The following is a 25,546-nucleotide window of genomic DNA, read 5'->3' on the forward strand; positions in this document are numbered from 1 at the left end:
GGGCGCACGCCCGCAGCAAGACAACAAGTTCGAGGGCGGCCCATGAGCCGCCCCGCCCATGGAAGCAACACAAAACAACAAGGACACCCATTGGATCATCCGGAAATCTCGGCCGGCTGGCTGAGTCGCCTCTTCTATCGCTGGACCGGCCCGCTGCTGCGCAAGGGGCTGACCCAGCCCCAGGTCAGTCTCGACGATCTCTATCCCCTGCTGCCGGAAGACAGGCGCGACGGCCGCGCCGACGCCTTCCTCGCGCTCACCGCCCGCCAGCCGGTGCGCCCCTGGCCCTTGACCGCCTTTATCTGGCGCCATTACAAGGGACGGATTGGCCTGCTCACCCTGCTGCAACTGCTCGGCATGCTCGCCACCCTAACCAGCCCCTGGCTGCTCAACCACAGCATGACCCAGCTCGGCACCGATGCCACCACCGGCCACAAGCTGCTGCTGGCCCTGGCCCTGTTCGCCTCCGTGCTCGCCGCCGGCATGCTGGCGGAGCACTCCCTGCAACTGGCCCTCAAGATGCACGTGCCCATCCGCCGTCTGCTGGCCGAATCCCTGCTCGCCAAGGTGATGAAGCAGGGTGGCAAGAGCTTCGACGACAGGGCCGGCGGCCGGGTTCAGAACCTCATCAACCGGGACGTGTGGGATATCACTTGGATCCTGGCTGACCCCGCCATGCCGGTCACCATGGCGCTGCAACTCATCGGCACCATCGCCCTGCTGGTGTGGCAGGTGGGCAGTGCCGGTCTGGTGGGCTTCGCGGTGCTGGCCCTGCTGCTGCTCATCTCCACCCGGGTGGTACGGCGCATGAACCAGCAGGAGCAGCAGCTCAAGCGTCAACAGGACGAGCGCAACGGCATCCTGGCGGAATACATCAAGAAGCTGCGGCTGGTGCGCCAGAACGGGCTTGGCCCCTTCTTCACCCGGGCGGCCAACACCAGGCGCCAGCAGGAGTTGGGGGTGCTGGGCCGGGTGCTCAGGCTCGATGCCATCAACGAAGGGCTGATGCTGAGCACTCCCCTGCTGGTGACCCTGGCCACCTTCACCACCTACCTGGCGTCGGGCAACACCCTCACCCTGCCCCAGGTGTTCACCACCATCGCCCTGTTTACCGTGCTGCGCATCCCCATGATGCGACTGCCCTACCTCATCCGCACCCTGATCAACTTCAACACCGGCTTCAACCGGCTGTGCGAGTTCCTGAACAGCCCGGAGCAGCACCGGGAACTCGATGATCCCGCCCTGCCGGCGGGGGCCCTCCACCTGGAAGGCGTCAGTGCCCTGCACCAGCAAAAACCGGTGCTCGAGGGAGCCAACCTCGCCATCGCACCGGGGGAGCTCGTGGGGATCACCGGGGCCACCGGGGCGGGCAAGAGCTGCCTGCTGCATCTGGTTGCCGGCTTTGACAGCGAGTTTGCCGGCAGCATCCGTCGCCACGGCCGGGTTGCCCATCTGGGCCATAAACCCTGGCTGATGAACGACACCATCCGCAACAACATCCTGTTCGGCCAGTCCTGGCACGCCGAGCGCTATCGTTGGGTGCTCGGCGCCTGCGCCCTCACGGCCGATCTCGCGCTGCTCAGCCACGGGGATCAAACCCTGGTGGGGGAGCTCGGCACCCGCCTCTCCGGCGGCCAGCAGCAGCGGGTCGCCCTGGCTCGCGCCCTCTACGCCCGGGCCGATATCCTGCTGCTGGACAACCCCTTGTCTGCGCTCGACCCCATGGTCGCGGCCCAGGTACTGGAGCAGGGGATCGCCTTCAAGCCGGGGCCGACCCGGCTCCTGGTAAGCCACGACCCGGATGTGCTGGCCAGGTGTGATCGGGTGATCCGCATCGAGCAGGGGCGCCTGGTGGAGCTCGATGCCCACCAGTTGGCGGATCTTGTCCAGCATCCTCAGCCCGCCCCGCCGGTGCCCCCTCAGGAGGCGGAGCAGTTCAGCGAGGAGAAAATGGTGGAGGGCAAGGTGGACTGGGGGCTGTTTGGCTTCATGTGGCAGCGCCTCGCCGCCCCCGGAGCCATCCTGCTCGTCCTGCTGCTCTCCCTGGGCCAGGAGGGGCTGCGCATCGCCTCGGATCTCTGGCTCGGCGGCAAGGCCGAAGTGAGCGACGTCACGACCCTGCTCGGCATCTATGTGCTGCTGGGGGCGGGCTCCCTCGCCTGCATCATGGCGGTACGGGTCATCAACTACACCCTTGGCCTCAAGCTGGCCTGGACCCTGTTTGACGGCATGCTGGGGCGCATCAGCCGCGCCCCCATGGCCTTCTTCGACAAGGTGCCCCAGGGGCGCATCCTCAACCGCTTCGACCGGGATCTGGGGGAGGCGCAGGAGATGCTGCTCTCCATGCTGGTGGGACTGTTCGGCATGCTGGTGTCCGTGGCCTTGCAGGTGGTGGTGATCGGCATCAATATTCCCCTGCTGCTGCTCATCGCCCCCCTGGTGGGATGGGCGCTCTATGTGTTGCAGCGCCGCTACCGGGCGGTGCAACTCAAGCTGCGGCGCCAGTCCTCGGTGCTGCGCTCCCCGCTCTACATCAGCATCAGCGAGACCATCCGCGGCGCCCCCGCCCTGCGCCTGGCCGGGGCCGAGCGTTTCGCGCTGGACCAGGTGCTGCACCACTATGACAACAACCTACGCAGCTGGTACACCACCACCTCCATCAACCGCTGGCTCGGCATGCACCAGACCCTGCTCTCCGCCGCCCTGGTGGGGGCCGTGGCACTCATGGTGGCCTTTGGCAACAGCCCGCTGCTGGGGGCGGTTGCCATCACCTATGCCTTTACCGCTTCCGCCATGCTCAACTCCCTCATCCGCACCTTTGCCGAAGTGGAACAGGTGATGAACGCGGTAGAGCGGGTGCGCGAATACAGCGAAATAGAGAGCGAACGCCAGGAGGGAGAGGCCCTCGCCACCCCTCACCCCGCAGTGCGCTTCGACAACCTGGGGCTGCGCTACCCCCAGACCAGCCAGTGGGCGCTGCACAAGGTGAACTTCGAGCTGGCCCCAGGTGAAAAGGTGGGTGTGTGCGGGCGTACCGGGGCAGGCAAAAGCTCCCTGCTGGGGGTATTGCAGGCCATGTATCCCGCCTCCCAGGGGGAGATCTTCTACGGCAATCAGCCACTGTCACGACTTGCACCGGAGGCGGTGCGCGATCTCTACGACACCGTCTCCCAGATCCCGCTCACCTTCTTCGGTACCCTGCGGGCCAATCTGGCGCCCCTGACCGAGCATGAGGACGCCGTGCTTGAGCAGGCGCTTGCCCGGGTGGGCCTCGCCGAGCGCTGCGCAGGGCGGCTGGACGAGGATCTCGACAGGCTGCAACTCTCCGCCGGCGAGACCCAGCTGCTGGTGATCGCCCGCATCCTGCTGTCGCGCCGACCGCTCATCGTGCTGGACGAGGCCACCTCGGACCTCGATCACGGCGGCATGCGCAAGATGGCGGAGCTGCTCTACCGCTACCGACCGGAGGCCAGCTATCTGGTGATCGCCCACCATCTGGAGCCGCTCTTGTCGGTGGACAAGGTGGTGGTGATGGAGGCCGGCACCGTGGTGGAGCAGGGTTCGCCGGTGAGCCTGCTGGCCAACTCCCACTCCCGCTTCCACCAGCTGTTTGCCGGCCAGGTCAACCGTCAGGTGCCCCAGACGGCATGAGCGCCAAGAATAACAAGGGCTGCCCGCGGGCAGCCCTGCTGCTTGAGGTGAGCCTCAACGCTCCATGATCTGGGTGATGTCGTCCTTGTTGATGTGCACTTCCCTCCCCTCTTCATCGTAATAGCGATACATGCCTGTGGTCTCGTCCAACCTGGGTTTGCTGTCGGTGGCAATCATCTTGCCATCCTTGGTGCTCATGATGTATTGGGAGCTGCACCCCGCCAATCCCAACAGACAAACCAGCATCATCACAGCTTTCATCACTCTCCCCTTCTTCACGCTCACCCTGGCGGTGATAGATGAAGCCTAGCTCAACCGGATGGCCCGTTTACCTTGATTGCAGCAACAGGATTCACAGAAAGAATCCACCTGCTATAGCCATTGAAAATGATCTATCAAGAAAAGAAAGACCGGACATCTGTCCGGCCTGCTCTGGATTATTAGTTACTTGCCCGGCTTGCGCTCGCCGGTGACGGTGGGGTTGGCCGGATCCATGCTCCACTCGAACCAGCCGCCGTCGTAGACGCTGATCCGCTTCCAGTCCATCAACCAGGCGTAGAAGAACGCCTCGGAGGCGCGCCAGCCGGTGCCGCAGTAGAAAGCGGCCTGCTGGGTCGGCTCGATATTCCACTCGTCCCACATGGCGAGGATCTCGCGGGCGGGCTTCATGGTGCCGTCCGGGTTGTGGAAGTCGCTCATGCTGTTGGCATCCACCCCGCCATGACCCCATCTGGCCCCGGGAATGTCCCCCTTGGGCTTGATGTAGCTGTAGCCCGAGGTATTGCCCACGAACTCGTCCCAGGTGCGCACGCTGACCAGGGCGCCGTCCGGCTGCTTGAGCAGGGCCTTGGCCTGGTCAAGGGTGGTGTAGTACTCGGGATGGGCCGGGATGGCCACACCAAACTCCTTGGCCGGGGTGAACTTGTTGGCCAGCCCGGTCTCGGTGCGCAGATGCTGCACGAACCAGGCCTCCAGCCCGCCATCCAGCAGCCGCACATCCTCGACCCCCGCATACATCATCAGATGGGCCGCACGGGCCGCCGCCATGGTGTTGCGGCCATAGAGGATGACGGTGGTGTCATGACGGATGCCGTTCTCCAGCAGCAGCGCCTTGAGCGCCTCGTCAGAGACCTTGTTCCACAGCGGCTCCCCTTCCAGCCGGTTGGTATCGATGTAGCCGGCTCCCGGAATGTGGCTCAGCAGATAGGCCTTGGGGGATCCCCAGTCCACCTCGAACACCTTCCACTCCCCCTTGGGGGCGGCGATGACCGGCTTGCCTGCCTGCAAGTCTGCCAGCCAGAGCGGATGGACCAGCTGCTGCCAGCGTGCCAGGTGCTCCCGGGGCGCCTCTTTCCATCCCTGCAGCTCGAACAGCTGCTTGATGCCCTGCTGGCGCAGCAGACGGGCCACCTCGGCCACCTCGCGAGGGGTGCCATAGAGGGCGACGGGTTTGTCGGCCTTCAGCCCCTTGCTCGCGAGTGCCGCAGGCCACTCCTCGTCACTGTATTTCCACTCTGCGGAGAGCAGCTCGGCACCGGCCACATGGCCCCCCTGCTTCTCCCCGTCCATGGGCCAGCCCTGGTAGAAATAGCTCGGGCGGGTATCCAGGATCACCGCCTCCTTCCCCTTGGCATCCGCCAGGGAGAGCGGGGGCAGCTCGGCGGCCAGCGCGGGCCAGGCACACCAGATCAGCAAGGCGGTCAGGCAGCTTCGCCACAGTCCAGTCATTCGTTTCATGATGTCGTCTCGATGCATAGTGAAGAGAGTTAAAAAATGGAGCGGCCCAGGCGCTCGGCCAGCAGCTCCAGCGCCGCCGTCCCGGCCAGGGAGTTGCCCGCCTTGTTGAGCTCGGGTGACCAGACGCAGATGGAAAGCTCTCCTGGGATCAGCGCCATGATGCCGCCCCCCACCCCGGATTTCCCCGGCATGCCGACCCGGTAGGCGAAGTCGCCCGCCTCGTCATAGAGGCCGCAGGTGGCGAGCAGGGCATTGACCTGCTTGGTGGTCCGGGCCGGCAGCAGGGGCGTGCTCTCGCCAAGAGGGACGCCCCGGTTGGCCAGATAGACGAAGGCTCGTGCCAGATCGACACAGCTCATGCGGATGGCGCAGGCATTGAAGTAGCTCTGCAATACCTTGTCCACCTCGTTCTCGAAGTTGCCATAGGCCTTCATCAGATAGGCGATGGCGGCATTGCGGGCGGAGTGCTGGTACTCGGAGCGCGCCACCACCTGATCCGCCATGATGGCCGGGTTGCCGCACAGGCGGCGCACCAGCTCCAGAGTGCGTTGGCGAGGAGCGGTGAGCCGGGTTTCCAGCAGATCGCTCACCACCAGGGCACCGGCGTTGATGAAGGGGTTGCGGGGAATGCCCTGCTCGAACTCCAGCTGGACGAGGGAGTTGAACGGCTGACCGGAGGGCTCCTTGCCCACCCGGGCCCAGATCTCCTCCTCCTGATAGAGGGTCAAGGCCAGCGTGAGGCTCAGGGCCTTGGAGATACTCTGGATGGAGAAGGGCTCGAAAGCGTCACCTGCGGTGAACAATTCCCCTTCAACGGTACAGACCGCGATCCCCAGCCGGTCGGCAGGCACCTGGGCCAGGGCGGGAATGTAATCGGCCACCTTCCCCTGCCCGAGCAGCGGACGCACCTCTTCCAGGATGCCGGCCAGTAATTCGGATGACAACACCATTGGCTATTCCATGACGTGAAACGAGGCGGGGCCAGCCCACCGACAAAAATCCCGCCGGCGGCGGGATTTTCTATCTGCCCGGGAGGCAGTCAGATATCAGGCCGGCTCGCCGTACCAGAGATCGAACAGCTCGGTGACCACCACGGCCTCCAGCCCTTTGCCTTGCAGCCAGGTCTGAACGGCGGAACGGTCTTCGTCGGTGCACTTGCCGAGCTGCTGGGTGCAGATCATCCCTTCCCAGGCCAGGTGACCCGAGCCGGCGAAGGCCAGCTTGCGAGGCTCAATCACCTCGTCGATCAGCGCATCGACCACGGCATCAATGGTCTCTTCGGCGGTGCCGACCGGGAAGTTGAAACTGATGTCGAACCCCATTTCCTGGAATTCATCGACGCGCAGTTTCTTGCGCAGACGGCGGCTACGGTTGGCCATGATAGCTCCTTAGTTGATACGTTGACTCAGTTGACTCGTTTGAAAATCAGATCCCAGACACCGTGGCCCAGACGATGGCCACGCTGCTCGAATTTGGTCAGGGGGCGCCAGTCGGGACGGGGCACCCAGTTGCCGGTGGCGGAGGTGTTCTCGTACCCCTCGGCGGCGCTCATCACCTCCAGCATGTGCTCGGCGTAGTTCTCCCAGTCGGTGGCCATGTGGAAGACGCCACCGATGGCAAGCTTCTGGCGGATATCCTGGGCAAAGGCAGGCTGCACGATGCGACGCTTGTGGTGGCGGCTCTTGTGCCAGGGGTCCGGGAAGAAGAGCTGCAGGCAGGAGAGAGAACCGTTCGGGATCATGTGCTCCAGCACTTCCACCGCATCGTGGCAGATGACGCGCAGGTTGGTGACGCCCGCCTCCTGGGCGGTGCCAAGGCAGGCGCCCACACCCGGAGAGTGCACCTCAATGCCGATGAAGTTCTTCTCGGGGGCGTTCTTGGCCATCTCCACCAGGGAGGCGCCCATGCCGAACCCGATCTCCAGCACCACGGGTGCCTCGCGGCCAAACAGGGCCACCATGTCGAGCGGCTCTGGTGCGAAATCGATGCCCATGACCGGCCAGAGCTCTTCCAGGGCCTTCTCCTGCCCTTTGGTCAGGCGGCCTTCGCGACGGACAAAGCTGCGGATCTTGCGCATGAACTTGCCGTCTTCGTTAAACACATCTTGGGTCACAGACATAGTAAATTGCTCGTTATTGCATCGCTCTGGAACAGAGCCGACATAAATGGATCGCTCGTTATTGCATCAGTTCGCAAAAACAGGGGAGCGAATTATCCCAAGATAGGCACAAGGCGCAAGTGTTTCCCACAACAAATCCCCCGGGACTGCCCACTTCCACCGGCAAGGTTGACAAATGCCACCCCCTTCACAGAATCTGCCGGACGTCGGGTTCATCCTGACGCGGAAAAATAAAACCATATACAACAAAGGATTGCAGTATGAAGAAAACCCTGTTGGCCCTTGTCCTGCCTGCCCTGCTGGCCGGTTGCAACCCCTCTGACAACGACTCCCAACCCCCTGCCCCCGCCGCTCAGGCCCATGAATTTCTGGTGCAACTGAGCTCTGGCGCAGAAGGGATAGGCGCTCGTCCCACGGGCACCGAGGCCGAAACCCGCGCCGCCGCCTGGATCCAGGATCATCTGGCCGGCTGGGGTTACGAGGTGCAGAACCAGCCATTCACCTACACCCGGGGCGGCACAGACCGAACCTCCCAGAACATCGTCGCCGAGCTCAAGGGTCAGAGCGACAGGGTGATCCTCATCGGTGCCCACTATGACAGCACCGGCGAGAAGAAAGGATCCGAAGGCGCCACCGACAACGGGGCCGGCGTCGCCGCCCTGCTGGCGGTTGCCGAGGCACTCAAGGGAGAGACCCTGCCCTACACGGTGCGCTTCGCCTTCTTCGGCGCCGAGGAAAACGGCCTCAACGGCTCCAAAGCCTATGCCGCCAGTCTCGACACCGATGCCGTCGCCAAGCTGCTGGCCATGGTGAACTACGACACCATCGCCGGGGGTGACATCGTCTATGTCCACTCGGCCCACTCCGACGTGGCCGAGTACAACTGCGCCGACCCGAGCCGCTACAGCTTCGATCCCAAGGTGCGCGATCGCCTGCTGGCCATCTCCCAGCAGACCGCCACCCCGTTCGCCATCCACCCCAGCTACAGCGGCTACCCGGAAGGGGAGACCGGCAGCTGGTCCGATCATGCCCCCTTTGCCTGCCTGGGGGTGCCCATCGCCTACGTGGAGGCCACCAACTTCACCATCAACGGGGAAGATGGCTATGACGGCTACTCCCAGAGCACCAATCCGGCGCTGTGGGACTGCTACGACGACGCCACCAAGAGCGCCTGCGACCGGGACAGCGAGACTCAGTGGGGCAAGATCTGGCACACGGAGCATGATCGCCTCGACAAGATGGCCGAGCTCTTCCCGGGCCGGATCGAGCAGCAGCTCGGGGCCAATACCGACCTGATGATCCGCTTCCTCAAGGCGCCGGGGCTCTGACCCCCATCCCGCCCGATGCCCCCCTGACAGGGGTTTTTGCGCCCCTGACCGGGGTCGGGACGATAAAATTCGGGCAGGTGCCAAACCTGCCCTTTTTTATGGATTTTTGTGACAGCCATTGCCTCATTTCTGAAATCTGATACAAACGGATAACCTGGCGGTTGAATGGAGCGACCGCCACCTAGTCAGAGAGAACCCTATGCAGCCGTTTTTTGCCCAGCGCTTCGAGAAGGTCGAGCCTTCCTTTATCCGCGAAATCCTCAAAGTTGCCGCCAATCCGGAGATCATCTCCTTCGCCGGCGGCCTGCCCAACCCCCATCTGTTCCCGGTCAAGGCCATCGAGCAAGCGTGCCAGGACGTGCTGCGCGAGCAGGGAGCCGCCGCGCTGCAATACGCCACCACCGAGGGCTTTGCCCCGCTGCGCCAGTTCATCGCCGATCGCTACCTGAGCCGCCACGGCATGGCCGTCAATCCTGACAACATCCTCATCACCAGCGGCTCCCAGCAGGCGCTGGATCTGCTGGGCAAGGTGCTGGTGAACGAGGGGCAGGATCTCATCATCGAAGAGCCGGGCTACCTTGGCGCCATCCAGGCGTTCTCCGTCTATCAACCGAATTTCAAGCCCATTACCCTGGCGGAAGAGGGGCTGGATCTGGCCGCGCTGGATGCGCTGCTGGAGCAGGGCTCCAGCGCCAGGCTGCTCTACGGCGTGCCCAACTTCCAGAATCCGAGCGGTGTTTCCTACAGCCGCGCCAACCGGGAAGCCCTGGCGGAGCGCCTGGTGCGCCACGATCTGCTGATGGTGGAAGACGACCCCTATGGCGAGCTGCGCTTCGAGGGGGAACACCTCCCTCCCATCGCCAAGCTGGCCCCCCACAACACCGTGCTGCTCGGGTCCTTCTCCAAGACGGTGGTGCCCGCCTTCCGCCTGGGCTGGATGGTGGTGCCGGACTGGCTGCGCAAGAAGGTCACCATCGCCAAGCAGGCCACCGACCTGCACAGCAACGCCTTCAGCCAGCAGGTGCTGCACCGCTTCCTGACCGACAACTCCCTCGACGCTCACCTGGAGAAGATCAAGGAGGTCTATGGTCGCCAGCGTGCCGCCATGGAAGCCGCCCTGACGCGCCACTGCCCGCCCGGCGTCAGCTACACCCGGCCCGAGGGGGGCATGTTCCTCTGGCTGACCCTGCCGCCCAGCGTCAGTGCCATGGCCCTGTTCGACGAGGCCATCAAGGAGAAGGTTGCCTTCGTGCCCGGCGCCCCCTTCTATGTGCGCCCCGAGATCCAGAACACCCTGCGCCTGAGCTTCTCCTGTGTGGATGAGGCGACCACGGAAGAGGGTGTTCAGCGTCTGTGCCGCGCCCTGGCCCGCATGCTCTGAGCCATCCGGCCATAAAAAAACCAGCGACCCGGTCGCTGGTTTTTTTTTGCCTCGCGCTTTCCTCTCAGCGCCCCTGCCCGGCCAGCTGGCTGACAAACTCCTTCATGGGCATGGGCCTGCCAAACAGATAGCCTTGCAGGAAGGTCACCTCGCGGGCCTTCAGATAGTCGGCCTGCACCTGATTCTCCACCCCTTCCGCCACCAGTTGCAGACCGAGCCGGGTCGCCAGATCGATGACGTTCTCCACGATGTGGCTGGAGAGCGCGTCCGACCCAATCATGCCGACGAAGCTCTGATCGATCTTGAGGAAGTCGACCTGGAAGGTCTGCAGGTAGGTCAGGCTGGAGTGGCCGGTGCCGAAATCGTCGATGGCGATGAAGACCCCGAGGGCATGGAGCTCGGCAAAGAGCCGGTCCGTCGTCTCGTCCGCCACGATGAGCTCGCGCTCGGTCAGCTCCAGCACCAGCTTGATGGGATTTCCCTTGAAGGCGTTGATGAAATCCCGGCAATCTTCCACCAGGCTCAGATCCTTGCAGTGGCTGGCGCTGATGTTGAAGCCGAAGTGGAACCCTCGCGGCAGATGGTGCGCCTTGCCCGCAAACTGTTCGCGCACCTGCGCCATCAGCAGCCGGGTCATGGGCACGATGAGACCACTGTCCTCTGCCAGGGGAATGAAGCGATCCGGCGAGATCATCCCCTGACGGGGGTGTTGCCAGCGCATCAGCACCTCACAACCGCTCCATTGGCCGTCCTCCCCGTTCACCACGGGTTGCAGATAGGGGATGAACTCCTGCTGGGAGAGTGCCCGTTTCAGCTCCTGGGCCGGCGACGTCGAACGGCCCATCAGCCAGAAGACCGCCACCCCGAGCAGCAGGCTCAGCAAAGGATAAATAATGACGCCCACCTTGGAGTAGTCCCAGATGTGGGCACGGTACTCATCCACCGACACCGTGGTCACTACCTTGAACGGGTACCTGGTCGAGACCTGTTCGAGATAGCCATTGCGATCCTTGGGGATCAGCTTGTCGGTGAGTTCGCTGTTTCGCAGCAGCATCTCGTTGCCGACCACCAGCCCCAGTGGGGAGTTGCGGCTCAGCATGTCCAGGATGTTGAGCAGGTAGTAGCCGTCGACCCCCACCAGCACGCTGAACTCGCCCACCTCTTCCCGGTAGGCGATGAGGGGGCGATTCGGGGTGACCGGGTTGCCCTTCATCAGGTCGAGCCTGCCCCCGACATAGTCATCCAGTTTGATGCCGCCATCGACCGGGCCATAGAGAGAAGAGCAGTAGATCCGATCCCCCCTGGCCAGGTTGACGCTGCGCACATCCGGCACCGTGGCCACCTGATCCCTGAGCCCCTGCACCACCTCGAGACAGGGCCTGCCCAGGCTGCCGGTGAGGGCCGACGCCGCCAACTGGGCATTGTCCAGAGTGCGGTCGAACATGACCCTGGCATGTTCCAGGCGCGCCACCGCATCCTGTTTCACGCCGGTGGCGGTCTGCCAGATGACGATGACGAGCCCAAGGAGCATGGGCAACAGACCGGCCAGCAAGGCACAGAGCAGCCGGACATAGAATTGACGCACCTTCAAACGTCGAAATGGCATAACGGCCCTCATGAACATGGCGAAAAAGCGCTCGAGTTTACCCGCTGACGCCCGTTTGGCAAGCCGGAATGAGCCCCTGATACCGCCGCACCACGGCGCCCCCCGTGGTCGCAAAGCCCGGCAACCCCGTGGACAAAGGGGGCGGCGTCTTGGGAGACAAAAATCATAATGCTCATAAAAACAGGAGCTTGTCCATCGGGCACCCAGGCTCTAGAGTAGACCCTAGAGCGTCAGGGAGGCAGGACATGAAGATACTGATCACGGGGGGCACGGGGTTTATCGGCCGCCGTCTGGTGGCACACCTCAAGGTGGCGCACGAAGTAGTAGTGCTGACCCGCCAGGGCAGCCGGGCCTACGAGCTGCTCGGCCACGATGTCACCCTGCTGGACAGCCTGGACAGGCTGGATCACCTCAATGACGTGGACATCGTCATCAACCTGGCCGGCGAACCCATCGCCGCCGGACGCTGGAGCGAGTCCCGCAAGCAGTTGCTCTGCAACAGCCGCTGGCTGCTGACCGAACAGCTGGTGGATCTCGTCAAACTCTCCAGCACGCCCCCCAGATTGCTGCTCAATGCCTCCGCCATCGGCTGGTATGGCCGCCAGGATGACGCCCCTCTGGATGAAACATGCCAGAACCCTCACGACGAATTCACCCACCGTCTCTGTCAGCAGTGGGAGCAGCTTGCCCAGCAGGCCCGCTCGGCCCAGACCCGGGTCTGCATCCTGCGCATCGGCCTGGTACTCGGCATGGAGGGGGGCGCCTTGCCCAGGATGCTGCCCCCTTACCGCCTCGGCCTCGGCGGCCCCATGGGCAGCGGCACCCAGATGATGAGCTGGATCCACGTGCAGGATCTGGTGCGGGCCATGCTGTTTCTCATCGAGCACGGCGAGTGTGACGGCATCTTCAACGGCACGGCCCCGCAACCGGTCAGCAATCGCCGATTCAGCGAGACCCTGGCCGCCACGCTCCATCGCCCGCACCTCTTCTTCGTACCGGCCCCCCTCCTGCGACTCCTGATGGGAGAGGCCGCGGATCTGCTGCTCACCGGACAGCACGTGCTGCCCGCCCGCTTGCAGCAGGCCGGTTTTCACTTCAGCTTCCCGGCTCTGCCCGGCGCTCTGGACAATCTGCTGCACTCACCCCGTTGACCCAATGACACATCCCGACCGAGGTCGGGATGTGTCGAGCCATCAGAGCAGCCCCTGCCCCAGTCCCCTGAGCCGGTCGCTCAGGGTACCCGCCAGCAGTTGGCGGCGCATGCCCTGTCCGGCCAGGGTCACCAGCACGGCCCCAAGCAGGGGGAGTGCAGCCCAGATGGCCCAGTGGAACTGCCACTGCGCCCCCTCCCACCACCACTGCAGACTGAAGGAGCAGAGCTCCACCACCATGGCGGCGCAGAGCCCTGCCAGGGCACCGCTCGCCACCAGCTCCCAGCGCAACATCTTCTCGAGCAGGGCGCTGTCCGCCCCCAAGGTGCGCATCAGCAGCAGCTCCCGGCGCCGATGGGCCATGCCGGCCTGGGTCTGGGTCAGCAGCACCAGCAGGGCGGCTACCGTCACCAGCCCGAGCATCAACCCCAGGGCGCGGCTCACCTGATCGGAGACCAAAGTGAGGCGGCCTATCAGATCCTCCACATCGATGAGGCTCACCGTGGGGTGGCGGCGGATGAGTTCCACCTCTGCCCCTCGCCCCTCAGGCGGCAGACGATAGCTGCCGAGCCAGGTCTGGGAGAAGGGGGCCAGCACGTCCGGCGAGAAGATCATGTAGAAGTTCGGCCTCATGTTGTCCCACTTGATGGACCTCAGGCTGGTCACCCTGGCCTCGAACGCCCGCCCCTCTATGGTGAAGCCGAGCACGTCGCCGAGTGCGATGCCGAGCCGTCCCGCCAGTGCCTCGTCGACGGAGACCTCCCCCTTGCCGGCCAGCCATTGACCGGCAGTGACCTTGTTGTCGGCGGGCAGGGCCGATGTGGTGGTGAAGTTGAGCTCTCTGTCCACCCCCTCCCGCGCCGCATCTTCCCCCACCGCCTCACCGGCGATACGGGTCAGGCGCCCGCGCACCATGGGGTAGAAGTCCGAGGTGATGGCCCCGGCCTGGTGCAGATCGGCCAGGATCCCTTCCCGTTCGCTGTCCGCCACATTGACCAGGAAGCGGTTCGGGGCGTCGGCAGGCAACCGGGTGGAAAAATCCTCCAGCAGATCGACCCGCGCCGCCCACAGCAGCCCGAACAGCATCAGGGCCAGGGCGAAGCCCGCCAGCTGGAACAGACCACTACCCCGCTCACGGGAGAGGTGATTGATGGCCAGGCGCAGGGCATGGGGCCCCTTGAGCCGACTGCCAAGGCGCAGCAGCACGGAGGCGAGCAGGGCCAGCAGCGCCATCAACACCCCCATGCCGCCGATGAGCCCGCAGGCCAGCCTGATGTCGGCGGTAAAGCCCCACACCAGGGCAAACAGCCCGATGAGCCCCACGGGCACCGTCAGCCAGGGAGGGATCCCCGCCTCCAGCTCCCGGCGCAGCACCCGCAGCGGCGGTACCTTGAGCAGCCTCAGGAAGGGGACGAACGCCAGCATCAGGGTGATGAAGAAGGCGACCGCGAGGCCCAGGGCGAAGGGTCGCCAGGAGGGGGGCGGCAGATCCGCAGGCAGCAGATCCCCCAGCAGGTTCAGGGTCAGCCACTGCATGGCGCTGCCCGCCACCAGCCCCATCAGGGCCCCCACCAGGGTCAGGGAGAACAGCAGGGTGCCCATCAGTTGCCACAGGGTGCGCCGCGAGGCCCCCAGGGTCTTGAGCAGGGCCACCATGTTGGTCTGGCGCTCGGCGAAATGGCGCACCGCTATCCCCATGGCCAGGGCGCCGAGCAGCACGCCGGCAAGGGATGCCAGACGGAAGAAGCGCTCGGCATTGCCCAGGGATTTCCCCACCTGGGTACCCTGATCGTCGGGTTTGACGAGCTTTTGCCCGGCGCTCAGCCTGGGGTTGAGCCAGGCCTCATAGCGGGTGATGGCGTCACGGGGCCCCTTGACGAGATAGCGCCACTGCTGGCGACTGCCCGGCAGCAGGGCCCCGGTCGCCTCGATATCGGCGCTGTGGATCAAGGCCCTTGGCGCCATCTGGAAGGGGCTGAACCCCTGATCCGGCTCCTGGCCCAGCTCCCCTGCCACCGTCAGCCGGGTGTTGCCGACCTCGAGTACCTCCCCCACCTTGGCGCCGAGCAGCTGCATCACCCTGGCGGAGAGCCAGATCTCGCCGGGCGCCGGGGCGCGCTGGGGAGTGAGCTCCAGCTTGCCGTAGAAGGGAAAATCCCCGGGCACGGCGCGGATGGAGGCCAGTTGCAGGGTATCACCGTGAAACAGCATGCTGTTGAAGCTGACCGTGGTCTGCACGGCCAGCCCCTCCTGATGCGCCTGCGCCAGCCACTCTGCCGGTGCCGGCGTCGCGGAGCGCAGCACCCTGTCCCCTCCGATGAAATCCCGCCCGGAGGCCTTGAGCCCCGCATCCAGCCGATCCGCCACCAGAGCCACGCTGAGCACGCAGGCGACGTTCAGCGCCAGCGCCAGCACAAACCAGCGCAGCTCGCCGCTGAACCCTTCCCGGCGCAGCAGCTTCAATCCCAGTCGCCACTGACTCATGACGCCTCCCTCACCGTCCATGCTGCTGCCAGCGATCCCCTGGTGCAGCTCTGTCTCCACTGACTCATGACAGCTCTCCCACCCTGGCCGCCATGACAGTCTGTGCCTCCAGCCGCCCGGCTGACATCACCAGCTGTCGCTGGCAGCGCTGGGCCAGTTCATGGTCATGAGTCACCACCACCAGGGTGGTGTTGTGCTCGCGGTTGAGACGAAACAGCAGTTCGATCACCGTCTCCCCTGTCTTGCTGTCGAGGTTGCCGGTAGGCTCGTCCGCCAGCAGCAGGCTGGGGCGGGTCATGAAGGCACGGGCAATGGCGACCCGCTGCTGCTCGCCGCCAGAGAGGCGCGGCGGCAGGTGGTGCAACCGCTCTCCCAGACCGACCTGGGCCAGCAGCTCCCGGGCACGGGGCTCGCTGTCGGTCTCCCCCCGCAGCTCGGCCGGCAACATGACGTTTTCCAGGGCGCTCAGGGTGGGCAGCAGCAGGAACGACTGGAACACGAACCCCACCTGCTCGGCCCGCAGCCTGGCGCGTCCCTCCTCGTCCAGCCGGGTGAGGGAGTGGCCGAGGATCTCTATCTCACCGCTGCTCGGCAGATCGAGACCGGCCAGCAAACCGAGCAGGGTGGACTTGCCGGAACCGGACGCACCGACCAGCGCCAGCGTCTCGCCGGTATTGACTTGCAGATCGATCCCTTCAAGGATGGTGAGGCTTTCCTGACCGAGGCGAACGGTTTTACCGAGCCCCCTGACGGCGATAATGGGCGTTGAACTCATCTTGGGTATCCTGTTTGCCTGAACCTGTAATGACAATAGAACGTGGGAGTTGACTGCATGATGCGTCTCTTGTTTGCCGTGAGTTGCCTGTGCTGCTGGGCAGCGTCCGTCCAGGCCCAGACCCTGCTTGTACTGGGCGACAGCCTGAGCGCCGGCTACCAGATGCAGGCCGAACAGAGCTGGCCTGCCCTGCTCAATGAAAAGTGGCAGCAGCAGGGGGGAGAACACACCCTCATCAATGCCAGCATCAGCGGTGAAACGACCCAGGGCGGCCTGGCCCGCCTGCCCGCCCTGCTCGAAACCCACAAACCGGACTGGGTGTTGATCGAACTCGGCGCCAACGACGGGCTGCGGGGCTTTGCTCCCGCCATCACCCGGGCCAACCTGACCAAGATGATCGAGCTCACCCGGGCGCACCAGGCGAAGACGGTGCTGACCCAGATCCTGCTGCCCCGCAACTATGGGGCTCGCTATCTGCAACAGTTCGAGCAGATCTTCCCGGATCTTGCGAAGGCCAACGACCTGCCGCTGATGCCCTTCTTTCTGGATGATATTGTGCTGCGCCCTGAACTCATGATGAACGATGGACTGCACCCGACGGCCGCCGCCCAGCCCCGGATCCGCGACAAGGTCGCCCGCTTTGTCGAGCCTCTGCTGACACAATAGCCCGGTGGCCGGGCCCCTGGCCTTCCCCTTGCCCAGCAAAAAGCCCCCGCATGGCGGGGGCTTTTTCATGGTTCGGCGTGCCGGGTTCAACGGCCCAGGATCTGCCGCATCCGCTGCTGGGCCACGTCCACCAGCAAGTCGGGCTGGAATTTGGAGATGAAGCGATCACACCCCACCTTCTTGACCATGGCCTCGTTGAAGTTGCCGCTCAGGGAGGTATTGAGGGTGATGAAGAGATCGGACATGCGCGGATCGCTGCGCACCTCGTGAGTCAGGCGATAACCATCCATCTCCGGCATCTCGGCATCCGTGATCATCAGCATGATCTCGTCGGTCACCTTCTTGCCCGCATCGCACCACCCCTTGAGCAACTTGAGGGCCTGCAAGCCGTCCTGGCACTCGATGACCTCGAGCCCGAGCTGGGCGAGGGTCTCGCGCACCTGGTTGCGGGCCGTGCTGGAGTCATCGACGATGAGCACCCGGCGTCCCTGCATCTGGGGCAGGATCTCCTCGTCCAGCACCTCGGACGAGATTCGCACGTCATAGGTGATGATCTCCGCCAGCACCTTCTCCACGTCGATGATCTCGACGATCTGGTCGACACCCCCTTCCGGGATGCGGGTGATGGCGGTGAGGTAGTTGGCACGACCCGCCGAACGGGGCGGCGGCAGTATGTCCTTCCAGGTCATGTTGACGATGTGGGCCACCTGCCCCACCAGGAACCCCTGAATGGTGCGGTTGTACTCGGTGATGATGAGGTTGGACTCCTGATCGATGGCCATGGGACGCATCCCGATGGCACCGCGCAGGTTGATGACGGGGATGGAGACGCCGCGAATGTTGGCGACGCCGCTGATGTTGTGGTGGGACCCCGGCATCTTGTTCAGATGGGGCAGCTTGACCACTTCCCGCACCTTGAAGACGTTGATCGCAAACAGTTGCTGGGCACCCAAACGGAACATCAGCAGTTCCAGGCGATTCTCCCCTACAAGCTGGGTACGTTGATCCACTGAATCCAATATGCTCGCCATATAACGCCCTTACGTCCATTTCCCGAAATTGCCCCGCACCGGAGCTGCGACATGCCAACCAGCCCCGCTTTCCCTGTCGGGACAACGCAAGCCTATATAGAAATAATGAAAAGCGTCGAGGAAAGATAGGATCTTGACCACGGGGCGTGATCATCGCCCCATCACTGCCTCATGGCAAGCACAGCCACGCACCGGCCCCGACAACAAGGGTATCGACCACACAGGGCCATTGCTGAACCCCGGCGTGCCGCTCTTGTCATCCAGCGCGGTCCGCCAGCAACGAAAAGACCGGCCACATGGGCCGGTCCTGGGATGTGCAGTGCGTCCGGGACGACTTAGAAGTTGTACTGCAGGGCCACGGCGACGATGTCGTCGGTGGACTTGTTCAGGCTGTTCTTGCCGGTGGAACCCACTTCGTCCAGCAGGTTGATCTTGTAGTCCACGTAGGCATTGAAGTTGTCGGTGAAGTTGTACCAGGCACCCACGGAGACGTATTCGGTCGCGGTGTCATCGATGCCGTGAGCGCTGTCCTTCACGTCGGTACGCAGGTAGGCCAGGGAGGGCTTGAACTTCGGCGTGATGTTGTACTGCACGACCGCTTCGTAGCCATCCATCTTCTCGGCGTAACCGCGCAGGGAGCCGGTGTCCACGAAGAGGTGATCTTCACCGTGGGAGTAGGTGGCAGCCATGTAGAGGTTGCCGACGGCGTACTTGGCGCCCACCCCGAACAGCTTGGCGTCGCTGTCGCCGCCGAAGCTCACGTTCTCGGCCTGCTCGTCGGTCTTGCCTGCCTGGTTGTAGGCGGCACCCAGGCTCAGGCCCATGTTGAAGTCATAGTTGGCAGAAAGGGCATACCCCTCGGAAGAACCTTTCGGGCTCCAGGTGCTGTTCGGGCCGACGCGCTCGCTGCGGCTCGCGTTCTGCGGGTCGTTGTTGCCGGTGAACTGGGCACCCAGGGTCAGCCCCTGCCAGTTGTACATGTACTGGGCCAGGCCGTTGGTGCGACCGGTGCCGAACACCTCGGTGTCCTTGCCCAGACCATCACCACCCCACTCCGGCAGCACGTCGGTGTAGTTGTTCACCGCCTTGGTGAACAGACCGTCCTGGCGACCGTAGCTGAAGGCACCGAAGCGATCGTGCTTGATGCCCGCATAGGCGTAACGCAGCTCGTCGTTGTCAGAACCGGAGACCGGCAGGTTGTACTCGGCGAAGCCGAACGCGGTCAGATCCTCGTCAACCTTGGTTTCACCTGCGATGTGCAGACGCAGGTAGCTGGCATCGCCTTCGGTGGCGTTGTCATCGGTGCCGTAGTACATGCCGTTGACGCGGCCGCCGATGTCCAGTTTGGTACCATTCTGATCGTAAACGTTGGCGGCCTGTGCACCACCGGCCAGCAGCAGGCTGGAGATGGCCATCGTCAATGCTGTCTTTTTCATTGTTCTTTCCTCAGGTGTAAGCACTCTCTGTCAGACCAGAGTTCGGTCGTGATGATCGGTTGATGTGCCGATGGCCTAAGGTAGATCCGGAAACCTTGATGGGAACTGAAGCGGCGAACGATTAATTATAAAAGCATCAATTCGAGCTAACGCCGCGACATATAGTGTCACATGAAATGACACCGATAGAATTTATGACCATAAAAAATCATATTTTCAACACAAGTTATCTGAAAAGCCTGATTAATGCAGTTTAATCCTTCCGCATAGCGAGAAGCAGGGGAGCCTTGCCGGGCGACACGGACTCCCCGCCTCTGTTCCCCGCCTCGTCAGACCGGCTGCCAGCCGCGCATGACCCTCAGCAGGTCCTTCCAGCTCACTATGCCCACCAGGGCGCCGTTTTCCAGCACAGGCAGACAGGAGATCTGGTGCTCCAGCATGAGGCCGGCGGCCTCTTTCAGGGAGCGTTCGGGGGAGACGGTGATGGGTTCACGGCTCATGATCTGGTGGGCGCGCCGGTTGAGGGTCTCGGTGTCCCGGTTCATCTCGGCATCCGTATCCAGATAGGGGCTGATGGCACGCAGCAGATCCCGGTCAGAGATGACCCCCACCAGCTTCTCTTCTTCCACCACCAGGAGGTGGCGGAAATGGGCCTGCTCGAAGATCTCCTTGATGACGCTCAGCCTGTCATCCATGGAAACGGTCGCGACCCGGGTCGTCATGATCTCTTTAATCAACATGGTCAGCCTCCTGCCCCCCAGATGTCTCTGTTATGACACGTTTTTCCGGCGGCAGCCATCCCCCCCGCCCTCAAGTGCAAATTTGTGTCATTTCACGTAAGATCCGCGCCAGTTTCTCTCCTTCAATCGAGCCAAGCAGACCCATCCATGATAGTTGCCAGTCAAATCGAACTGATCCGCGGCGGCCGCACGCTGCTGGACAACGCGTCCGCCACCATACACCCCGGCCACAAGGTGGGCCTGGTGGGCAAGAACGGCTGTGGCAAGTCCACCTTCTTTGCGCTGGTGCGGGGCGAGCTGGCCATCGACAACGGCAGCTTCAGCCTGCCCGCCGGCTGGCAGATTGCCGGCGTGGCCCAGGAGACCCCGGCGCTGGACTGCTCCGCCCTGGAATACGTGATCGACGGCGACAAGGAGTTCCGCGCCCTGGAAGCCGAGCTCGCCCGGGCCGAGGCGGATGACAACGGTCTGCTGGTGGCCGAGCTGCACGGCAAGCTCGATACCATAGGTGCCTACAGCATTCGCGCCCGCGCCGCCGAGCTGCTGCACGGTCTGGGTTTTGGCGGCGATCAGCTCGACTCGCCGGTCAGAAGCTTCTCCGGTGGCTGGCGCATGCGTCTGAACCTGGCCCAGGCACTGCTCTGCCGCTCCGATCTGCTGCTGCTGGATGAACCGACCAACCACCTGGATCTCGACGCCGTCATCTGGCTGGAGAAGTGGCTCAAGGGCTATCAGGGCACGCTGGTGCTCATTTCTCACGACCGCGACTTCCTCGACTCCGTGGTGAATCGCATCATCCATATCGAGAACGGCAAGCTCAACGAATACACTGGCGGCTACTCCGACTTCGAACTGCAACGGGCCGAGCACCTGGCCCAGCAGCAGTCCATGTACGAGAAGCAGCAGCGGGAGATGGCCCACATGCAATCCTATGTGGACCGCTTCCGCTACAAGGCCTCCAAGGCCCGTCAGGCCCAGAGCCGCTTGAAGGCCATGGAGCGGATGGAGAAGATCCTGCCCGCCCACGCCGACTCCGAGTTCAGCTTCGAGTTTCGCGAGCCCTCCGCTCTGCCGACCCCGCTCATCGCCATGGAGAACCTCAGCGCCGGTTACGGCGACAAGGTGATCCTGGAGAAGATCAAGCTCAACCTGGTGCCGGGCTCGCGCATCGGCCTGCTCGGTCGCAACGGCGCGGGCAAGTCCACCTTTATCAAGATGCTCTCCGGTAGCAACCCGCCCCTCTCCGGCAAGCTGGAGGTGAGCGCCGGGGTGAGCATCGGCTACTTCGCCCAGCATCAGCTCGAGACCCTGCGCCTCGATGACAGCCCCCTCGATCACCTGGTGCGCCTCGCGCCGGACAAGACCGAGCAGGAGCTTCGCAACTACCTCGGCAGCTTCGGTTTTCATGGCGACAAGGTGCTCGACAAGGTGGCCCCCTTCTCCGGCGGTGAGAAAGCGCGTCTGGTGCTGGCCCTCATCACCTGGCAAAAGCCCAACCTGCTGCTGCTGGATGAACCGACCAACCACCTGGATCTGGAGATGCGCCACGCCCTGACCATGGCCCTGCAAGGGTTCGAGGGGGCCATGGTGGTGGTCTCTCACGACCGTCACCTGCTGCGCACCACCACGGATGACTTCTATCTGGTCCACGGCGGCCGGGTCGAGCCCTTCGATGGGGATCTCGACGACTACCACAAGTGGCTCGGCGAGCAGGAGAAAGAGGCCAATGCCAAGCCGGCAGATGGCACCGTCTCCGCCAACTCGGCGGTGGCGCGCAAGGATCAGAAGCGCCTTGAGGCCCAGTTCCGGCAAGCGACCCGGCCGCTGCGCCAGAAGCTGGAGAAGCTCGAAACCAGCATGGAGAAACTGCAGGCCAAGCTGGCCGCGGTGGAAGAGCAGCTCGCCGATCCCGCCATCTATGAAGAGAGCGCCAAGGGCAAGCTCTCCGAGCTGCTCAAGTCCCAGGGCCCCCTCAAGGAGGAGCTGGAGCACGTCGAGCTGGAGTGGATGAGCCTCTCTGAAGAGCTGGAAACCATGGAGCAGGCCTTCTTTGCGTGATGAAGCCTTGATGGCCAGCGAGCGGGTCAGCCCCGACGCCCTGCCCACCCCTTCCGAGTTCTGGACATGGAGCACAGGCGCCTATGGCCAGCGCAGCCAGGACTGGCTCCACGTGCAAAGCATGGGGGGCAACGTCAACCTGGCGCTCCTGCTGCACCACCTCGACCTGCTCCGGATCCCGGTCGATCTCACGGACTTGCAACCGGCCCTGGTACAGACCGAGGCGGTGCTGCTCCCCTGGCGCACCCTGCGCCAGCAGGCCAAGTCACGGGTGGGGGCCGAGGAGTACCAGACCATGCTGGCCCACGAACTGGAGCTGGAGCGGCTGCAACAGGGGGTCTTGCTGCAGACCCTGCGCACCCTCGCCCTGTTTCGCGGCGACAGCCGCAACCTGTTTCACTATCTATCGTTACTGGGTGCCCAGCAGGGCCCCCTCAGAGATCTCATATGCTGAGCTACCGCCACGCCTTTCACGCCGGCAACCACGCCGATGTGCTCAAACACGCCGTCCAGGCCCTGATCATCGAGTCCCTCAAGAAGAAGGAGAAACCCTTCATCGTGCTGGACACCCATGCCGGTGGCGGTCTCTACGACCTGCGCGGCGACTGGTCCCAGAAGAAGGCGGAATACGCCGACGGGATCAAACGCCTGTGGGATGAACGGGCCCAGTGGTCTGCCATGGCCCCCTATCTGGGTGTCATCGAGGAGATGAACAGCGATGGCCAGCTGCACTACTACCCCGGCTCGCCGGAGCTGTCACGCCGCCTCATCCGCGATCAGGACAAGCTGGCGCTGATGGAGCTGCACAACAACGAGGTGGAGGATCTTCGCGCCAACATGGGGTACGACCCCCGCGTCGCCGTCCACCATCGCGACGGCTTCGAGGGGCTGGTGGCCCTGCTGCCCCCCACCCCGCGCCGCGGCCTGGTGCTCATCGACCCCCCTTATGAGCTCAAGGAAGATTACTTCGCCGTGGTCGATACCCTTAAAAAAGCGCAGAAGCGCTGGGCCACCGGCATCTACGCCCTCTGGTATCCCATCCTCGGGCAAGAGGCGGACAAGTCCCGCGACATGCTCAAAGCGATCAAGCGCGAGAACTTCGGCAACGTCCTGGTAGCGGAGCTGGAAGTGGCCGGCCAAACTGCCGATTGGGGCATGAACGGCTCCGGCATGCTCATCGTCAGCCCCCCCTGGATGCTGGACGAGCAGATCGAGGCCTTCTTGAAACCCTTGTGCGCCAAGCTGGCCCAGGGCGCCGGCGCCCAGTACAGGGTGGAGTGGCTGAGCAAGGCCGAAGCCTGACCCTCGGAACCATAGAAAATGGGAAAGGGCCTGCCACAGCAGGCCCTTCTTCATTGGGGCTGATGACCCGGCACGTTCAAGCTGGCCAGCTGCTCGGGTAGGCGGCTCGCCAGCCAGTCGATGGCGAGCCGGGTCTTGAGGGGCAGATGCGGACCACGGGGCCAGAGGGCGTTGATGGGATAGCGCCGACCCGGCAATCGGGCCAGCAGCTCGCGCAGCTCGCCCCGCTCAAGGTGGGGCCGCGCCAACCAGGTCGGCAGCCAGGCGAGACCAAAGCCCGCGATGGCCGCCTGGGCGATGGCGTTGAGATCGTCCATCTGCAACCGCCCTCTGGGCTGGACCTCGCGCCATGCCTCGGCCTCCTGCCACCACCACGACAGCACCCGCCCCTGGCGCAGATAGGCGATGCACTCATGATCCGGTAACTCGGCCAGGGTCACAGGTTCCCCCCGCTCGGCCAGATAGGCGGGCGAGGCGCAAAGCGTCATGCCGTGCTCCCCGAGCCTGCGCGCCGCCAGATCCAGGCTATCCGGCGGCTCTGCGTTGCGGATCACCAGATCCACCCCCTCCTCCACCAGATCCACCTTGCGGTCGCTGAACGACAGCTCCAGGGCCAGCCCGGGATGCGCCTTCGCCAGCGTCAGCAGAATGGGGGCCACGCACTGCTGGCCGAACAGCACCGGCATGGAGACCTTCAATCTGCCGTTGAGGGTGAGCTTGTTGCTGGCCAGCGCCGCTTCCCCAAGACGCACCTCCTCCAGCGCCCGCAGGCAGTGGCGATAGAAGAGCGCCCCCTCCTCGGTCAGGCTCTGGCTGCGGGTGGTGCGATGAAACAGTTGCACGCCGAGACGCAGCTCCAGCCGCGCCACCCCCTTGCCCACCGCCGAGCGGGTGAGGTGAAGCCGCTCCGCCGCCTGGGCGAAGCTGCCCGCCTCCACCACGGTGGCGAAGAGATCGATGCCGTTGAGCGTGTTTGCCATCTATTGCATACCTTTTGGAACCAATATGGCGAAATACTATCAGCACTGCGGAAAAAAATGACTGGTAAGCTCCCTTCATTCTTCACACGTTTCAGATGGAGTTTCCCTCATGAGCCAGATCCTGCTGCTGCAATCCAGCCTCAACGGCCCCGCATCCCGCACCAACCAGTTGATGGAGCGCTTCCTGCAAACACGCCGGGAGCAGGGCCACCAGGACCAGGTGGTGGTGCGCGACCTGACCGCCCTCGACTTGCCCGCCCTCGACAGCCCGTTGTTTCACGCCCTGCGGGGGGCGGAACCTGCCAATGAGGCCATCCGGCAGGCGGTGGCGCTGTCGGATCGGCTGATTGCCGAACTCAAGGCCGCCGACCTGCTGCTGATCGGCGCCCCCATGTACAACCTCAACGTGCCGACCCCCCTCAAGAACTGGTTCGATCTGGTGGCGCGGGCCAGGGTGACCTTCCGTTACACCGACACCTACCCCATGGGGCTGGTGGAGGGGGTCAACGCCCTGGTGTTCAGCAGCCGCGGCGGCGTGCATCAGGGACAGGCGACGGATGCGGTCACCCCCTACCTCCAATCCGTGCTCGGCCTGATCGGCATCGCGGAGGTGGAATTCGTCTACGCAGAGGGGATGGATCTGCACCCCCACGGGGCGGAACAGGGAATGCGCGAGGCCCATGCTCGGATCGCTGGCCTAGGCAGGTAGGGCCATCACCCGATCTTGCCCCTTCCAACCGGCCACCTGCTGCGCGGGACATTCCAAGTAAAATAGCCCCGCAAGGGGCTTTTCTATGACTGCGGCAGTGGCGGCTGAGGGGGACTAGGCTTGTCTGGCATCGGGGCCTGCGGGCATGTCCCGCCAGAGCGCCAGAATGAGCAGCGCCAGCAGGGCAAAGGGCGGCACCAGGCAGAGCAACACGCACAGGAAGGTGACAAGCCCCGGGTGGCGGCTCTTGCGCCGGGCCAGTCGCCAGGCCACCACGCCGACGACGATCATCAGCAGCAGCATGAAGAGAACAAACAGGTTGGAGTTGATGGTCATGAAAGCTCCTTTTTCATGGCAAAAGGCACACTCTAGCGCCGTTGCGGTCCCGGGCA

At 63.9% G+C, this 25,546-nt stretch carries 22 protein-coding genes; 9 read left to right on the forward strand and 13 right to left on the reverse strand.

Features of this window, described 5'->3' with window-relative positions; translation table 11 throughout:
* Positions 1-90: 90 nt before the first annotated feature.
* A complete protein-coding gene (locus C2U30_RS09735; protein ID WP_103243653.1) occupies positions 91-3,651 on the forward strand; it encodes an ATP-binding cassette domain-containing protein in 3,561 nt (1,186 codons plus the stop codon).
* Positions 3,652-3,705: 54 nt separating this feature from the next.
* On the opposite strand, the gene C2U30_RS09740 is transcribed toward C2U30_RS09735, so the two are convergent.
* From C2U30_RS09740 to trmB, 5 genes are all read right to left on the reverse strand, one after another.
* The gene (locus C2U30_RS09740) at positions 3,706-3,912 is read right to left on the reverse strand and encodes a YgdI/YgdR family lipoprotein (RefSeq protein ID WP_041215736.1); all 207 of its coding nucleotides are present in this window, start codon (positions 3,910-3,912) and stop codon (positions 3,706-3,708) included.
* 183 nt (positions 3,913-4,095) lie between these two features.
* Positions 4,096-5,379: a sulfurtransferase gene (locus tag C2U30_RS09745; protein WP_411685680.1), complete on the reverse strand. Its 1,284-nt coding sequence runs from the start codon at positions 5,377-5,379 to the stop codon at positions 4,096-4,098.
* Between the two features lie 38 nt (positions 5,380-5,417).
* Positions 5,418-6,338 carry a glutaminase B gene (glsB, locus tag C2U30_RS09750; RefSeq protein WP_010675499.1) on the reverse strand — a complete coding sequence of 307 codons (921 nt, stop codon included), beginning with the start codon at positions 6,336-6,338 and terminating at the stop codon, positions 5,418-5,420.
* 96 nt (positions 6,339-6,434) lie between these two features.
* Complete coding sequence (locus tag C2U30_RS09755) at positions 6,435-6,767, reverse strand: YggL family protein (RefSeq protein WP_039040181.1); 333 nt, start codon at positions 6,765-6,767, stop codon at positions 6,435-6,437.
* A gap of 26 nt (positions 6,768-6,793) precedes the next feature.
* Positions 6,794-7,507: a tRNA (guanosine(46)-N7)-methyltransferase TrmB gene (gene trmB, locus C2U30_RS09760; protein ID WP_010675501.1), complete on the reverse strand. Its 714-nt coding sequence runs from the start codon at positions 7,505-7,507 to the stop codon at positions 6,794-6,796.
* A gap of 260 nt (positions 7,508-7,767) precedes the next feature.
* Between trmB and C2U30_RS09765 the strand changes: the two genes are divergently transcribed.
* Both C2U30_RS09765 and C2U30_RS09770 read left to right on the forward strand, forming a co-directional pair.
* Positions 7,768-8,835 carry a M28 family metallopeptidase gene (locus C2U30_RS09765; protein ID WP_042014277.1) on the forward strand — a complete coding sequence of 356 codons (1,068 nt, stop codon included), beginning with the start codon at positions 7,768-7,770 and terminating at the stop codon, positions 8,833-8,835.
* A gap of 199 nt (positions 8,836-9,034) precedes the next feature.
* Positions 9,035-10,216 carry an aminotransferase-like domain-containing protein gene (locus tag C2U30_RS09770; protein ID WP_103243655.1) on the forward strand — a complete coding sequence of 394 codons (1,182 nt, stop codon included), beginning with the start codon at positions 9,035-9,037 and terminating at the stop codon, positions 10,214-10,216.
* A 64-nt stretch (positions 10,217-10,280) separates the two neighbouring features.
* Here C2U30_RS09770 and C2U30_RS09775 read toward each other — a convergent pair whose 3' ends face one another.
* Positions 10,281-11,822 (reverse strand): EAL domain-containing protein, encoded by a 1,542-nt coding sequence (locus tag C2U30_RS09775; protein WP_039040184.1) that lies wholly within the window; start codon positions 11,820-11,822, stop codon positions 10,281-10,283.
* Positions 11,823-12,067: 245 nt separating this feature from the next.
* Here C2U30_RS09775 and C2U30_RS09780 point away from each other — a divergent pair, with 245 nt between their 5' ends.
* A complete protein-coding gene (locus C2U30_RS09780; RefSeq protein ID WP_103243656.1) occupies positions 12,068-12,973 on the forward strand; it encodes a TIGR01777 family oxidoreductase in 906 nt (301 codons plus the stop codon).
* 42 nt (positions 12,974-13,015) lie between these two features.
* On the opposite strand, the gene C2U30_RS09785 is transcribed toward C2U30_RS09780, so the two are convergent.
* Both C2U30_RS09785 and C2U30_RS09790 read right to left on the reverse strand, forming a co-directional pair.
* Positions 13,016-15,457, reverse strand: a complete 2,442-nt coding sequence (locus tag C2U30_RS09785) for an ABC transporter permease (RefSeq protein ID WP_103244676.1) — start codon at positions 15,455-15,457, stop codon at positions 13,016-13,018.
* Between the two features lie 64 nt (positions 15,458-15,521).
* A complete protein-coding gene (locus C2U30_RS09790) occupies positions 15,522-16,232 on the reverse strand; it encodes an ABC transporter ATP-binding protein (protein ID WP_010675507.1) in 711 nt (236 codons plus the stop codon).
* Between the two features lie 57 nt (positions 16,233-16,289).
* Here C2U30_RS09790 and C2U30_RS09795 point away from each other — a divergent pair, with 57 nt between their 5' ends.
* Positions 16,290-16,898, forward strand: coding sequence for an arylesterase (locus C2U30_RS09795; RefSeq protein ID WP_039040186.1), 609 nt, complete (start codon positions 16,290-16,292; stop codon positions 16,896-16,898).
* Between the two features lie 86 nt (positions 16,899-16,984).
* On the opposite strand, the gene C2U30_RS09800 is transcribed toward C2U30_RS09795, so the two are convergent.
* The 3 genes from C2U30_RS09800 to C2U30_RS09810 form a co-directional block, all read right to left on the reverse strand.
* Positions 16,985-17,929: a chemotaxis protein CheV gene (locus C2U30_RS09800; RefSeq protein ID WP_041212426.1), complete on the reverse strand. Its 945-nt coding sequence runs from the start codon at positions 17,927-17,929 to the stop codon at positions 16,985-16,987.
* A gap of 335 nt (positions 17,930-18,264) precedes the next feature.
* On the reverse strand, positions 18,265-19,365 hold the full coding sequence (locus tag C2U30_RS09805) for a porin (protein WP_043156284.1): 1,101 nt from the start codon (positions 19,363-19,365) through the stop codon (positions 18,265-18,267).
* 329 nt (positions 19,366-19,694) lie between these two features.
* Complete coding sequence (locus C2U30_RS09810) at positions 19,695-20,105, reverse strand: CBS domain-containing protein (protein ID WP_041212425.1); 411 nt, start codon at positions 20,103-20,105, stop codon at positions 19,695-19,697.
* 147 nt (positions 20,106-20,252) lie between these two features.
* On the opposite strand from C2U30_RS09810, the gene C2U30_RS09815 reads away from it, so the two are divergent.
* Genes C2U30_RS09815 through C2U30_RS09825 form a run of 3 tightly spaced genes read left to right on the forward strand, consistent with a single transcriptional unit; the run spans position 20,253 to position 23,465 of the window.
* The gene (locus C2U30_RS09815) at positions 20,253-22,163 is read left to right on the forward strand and encodes an ABC transporter ATP-binding protein (RefSeq protein WP_103243657.1); all 1,911 of its coding nucleotides are present in this window, start codon (positions 20,253-20,255) and stop codon (positions 22,161-22,163) included.
* A complete protein-coding gene (locus C2U30_RS09820; protein ID WP_039040190.1) occupies positions 22,156-22,617 on the forward strand; it encodes a DUF2390 domain-containing protein in 462 nt (153 codons plus the stop codon). The genes C2U30_RS09815 and C2U30_RS09820 overlap by 8 nt, the downstream gene beginning before the upstream one ends.
* Positions 22,611-23,465 (forward strand): 23S rRNA (adenine(2030)-N(6))-methyltransferase RlmJ, encoded by an 855-nt coding sequence (locus C2U30_RS09825; protein ID WP_103243658.1) that lies wholly within the window; start codon positions 22,611-22,613, stop codon positions 23,463-23,465. Before C2U30_RS09820 ends, C2U30_RS09825 begins: the two co-directional genes overlap by 7 nt.
* A 50-nt stretch (positions 23,466-23,515) precedes the next feature.
* Here the strand turns inward: C2U30_RS09825 and C2U30_RS09830 are convergent, their stop codons facing one another.
* The gene (locus tag C2U30_RS09830) at positions 23,516-24,445 is read right to left on the reverse strand and encodes a LysR family transcriptional regulator (RefSeq protein ID WP_103243659.1); all 930 of its coding nucleotides are present in this window, start codon (positions 24,443-24,445) and stop codon (positions 23,516-23,518) included.
* 109 nt (positions 24,446-24,554) lie between these two features.
* Here C2U30_RS09830 and C2U30_RS09835 point away from each other — a divergent pair, with 109 nt between their 5' ends.
* Positions 24,555-25,154 (forward strand): FMN-dependent NADH-azoreductase, encoded by a 600-nt coding sequence (locus C2U30_RS09835; RefSeq protein ID WP_103243660.1) that lies wholly within the window; start codon positions 24,555-24,557, stop codon positions 25,152-25,154.
* 114 nt (positions 25,155-25,268) lie between these two features.
* Here the strand turns inward: C2U30_RS09835 and C2U30_RS09840 are convergent, their stop codons facing one another.
* Positions 25,269-25,490: a hypothetical protein gene (locus C2U30_RS09840; protein WP_010675517.1), complete on the reverse strand. Its 222-nt coding sequence runs from the start codon at positions 25,488-25,490 to the stop codon at positions 25,269-25,271.
* Between the last annotated feature and the right edge of the window lie 56 nt (positions 25,491-25,546).

This window comes from Aeromonas sp. ASNIH5, from assembly GCF_002902865.1.
In the GTDB taxonomy this organism is placed as follows: Bacteria; Pseudomonadota; Gammaproteobacteria; order Enterobacterales; family Aeromonadaceae; genus Aeromonas; species Aeromonas caviae.